A 2,325-nucleotide genomic window follows, 5' to 3' on the forward strand; every position below is an offset into this window, starting at 1 on the left:
TGTCAAGTATTTTGGGCAAAAAAGTGGGGGATTTTAATAAAAAAGGAATCTGAAAGCCTTGAATTTACTGGCTTAGAGATTCCGAGAGATTATGAAAAAACATAGGAGGATTTACAATGAACCAAGAAAAACAACATGATATTGCTTTAATGCGATATTCGGTAATCGCACCTGTCATCTCCGGCCTTCAAGAAAACTACCCTTCTCTGGAAGCCTTTTATCGTGATGCCTCTGCCAAGGGCACAATTGCTCCAGACGGTACTCTAAAACACTTTGCACCCGCTACGATCGAGAGATGGTATCGCAATTATCGCAACGGTGGGTTTGATGCACTCGTTCCAACCGGACGCGTGGATGAAGGAAAACCACGTAAACTCGATACCGATCTCCAAGAACAGATACGCTATCTGAAAGAGAACTATCCCCGCATGTCTGCATCTGCAATCTACCGGCAGCTTCAAAACAATGGTAGCTTTCAACATGGCGATGTGTCAGAGTCCACTATTAATCGTTATGTCAATCAATTAGCCGTTGAGCTAAAAACCTCTGTAACTCCAGATATGCGACGTTATGAAAGACCGCATATCAATGAAGTATGGTGTGGTGATTCTAGCGTTGGACCCTATTTAAAAACCACAGATGGGAAGAAACATCGGGTCTACATTATCGCACTGATTGATGATGCAAGTCGCTTCATTGTCGGTATTGATGTATTCTTTAACGACAACTTCATAAACCTTATGTCCGTAATCAAATCTGCTGTCGCCAAATACGGACGGCCACAAATGTTCAACTTTGATAATGGACGAAGCTATAGGAACAAACAGATGGAACTCCTTGCAGCCCGTATCGGTTCTGTTCTCCATTATGACCAGCCTTATACCCCAACACAGAAAGCAAAAATTGAACGCTGGTTCAGAACCATGAAAGACCAATGGATGGCAGGGCTTGATATTCGTGATTTTCGCTCCCTAGAAGAACTGCGTGGAAATCTTTTGGCCTACGTGCAAACTTACAACCAATCACCCCATTCCTCATTAAAAGGAAAGACTCCACAGGACAGATTCTTCTCTGAGCCAAATCTGTTCCATCGGCTGACTGAAGAGGACATCGAACATGATTTTCTACTGGAGCTTGAGCGTAAAGTATCTGCAGATAGCGTGATTACTATTGACCAGATTGAGTACGAGGTAGACTGCCGCTTTGCAAAGCAGCGTATTAAGCTCCGCTATTCCTCAGACTTAGAAGAGATCTTTGTTGTGGAATCCGATGGTACACTTACCCCCATCCGTATTCTCAACAAAACAGAAAACGCTTTTGTTAAGCGTGAAAAAATCCATTTATGCAGAGGTGACGAATCATGACTGATTACTACACAAGATATGGTCTGGAATTAAATCCATTTATAAAGAATTCCAAAGAAATCCTAGTTGATACCGCCGAATACAGGGAAACCCTGTTCCGTCTTGATTACCTTGCCAAAACAAAAGGATTTGGCATACTGACTGGAAGCCCAGGTCGTGGTAAAACCACCGTAATCAGGAACTGGTCAAAAGAACTGAATCCTTCCCTGTACCGCATTGTGTATTCTAGTCTCTCCACACTGACACCAAATGATTTCTATCGAAATCTTGTACATGAATTAGGTGCCGAACCTGCTTATAAAAAACCGGATAATTTCAGAATTATTCAGGAAGAAATCTCCCGGCTCTCTGTTGAGAAAAGAAAAACACCTATCATCATTATCGATGAGGCAAACTACATCAACAATGCAATTCTCAATGATTTAAAAATCCTGTTTAATTTCGAAATGGATTCCAGAGACCGGGCCGCAATACTTCTTGCCGGATTGCCTAAACTCAACTCCACTTTAAATTTGGGAGTGCATGAGCCACTGCGCCAACGAATCATTATGAACTACAACCTAGAAGGCATATCCAAAGAAGAAGGGTACCATTATATTCATCAAAAATTAAAGGGCGCAGGTTGTACACAGACCATTTTTGAAGATGGCGCCATTGAAGCTATACTAAATGCTGCAGATGGAACTCCGCGCCTTATCAATAAGTATTGTAATGTAAGCCTACTTCTTGCCGATAGCAGCAAAGCAAATCTCATCACACCAGATATCGCTATGCAGGCAATCAATGACTGTGAATTAGGGTAATCTCTTTTTCCTCATGCAATTAATTTGCATGAGGAATTTTAAGGTTAAAACAACGTGCAGAATCAACTGCAAAGAATCCGCTTTGTATCTTCCAACCTAAGCAAGAACACCCTCATTTAATTTGACAGAAGAAGCTTCATCTAATGTGCAAAACAACA

The 2,325-nt window shown here is 41.6% G+C and carries 2 protein-coding genes; both read left to right on the top strand.

Annotated features, from left to right (window positions below; translation table 11 throughout):
* The first annotated feature begins 116 nt into the window (after positions 1-116).
* Complete coding sequence (locus BUB85_RS20730; protein WP_073113362.1) at positions 117-1,364, top strand: integrase core domain-containing protein; 1,248 nt, start codon at positions 117-119, stop codon at positions 1,362-1,364.
* Positions 1,361-2,167 carry an ExeA family protein gene (locus BUB85_RS20735; protein ID WP_084534169.1) on the top strand — a complete coding sequence of 269 codons (807 nt, stop codon included), beginning with the start codon at positions 1,361-1,363 and terminating at the stop codon, positions 2,165-2,167. Before BUB85_RS20730 ends, BUB85_RS20735 begins: the two co-directional genes overlap by 4 nt.
* Positions 2,168-2,325: the final 158 nt, after the last annotated feature.

Source organism: Hespellia stercorisuis DSM 15480, assembly GCF_900142165.1.
GTDB lineage: Bacteria > Bacillota > Clostridia > Lachnospirales > Lachnospiraceae > Hespellia > Hespellia stercorisuis.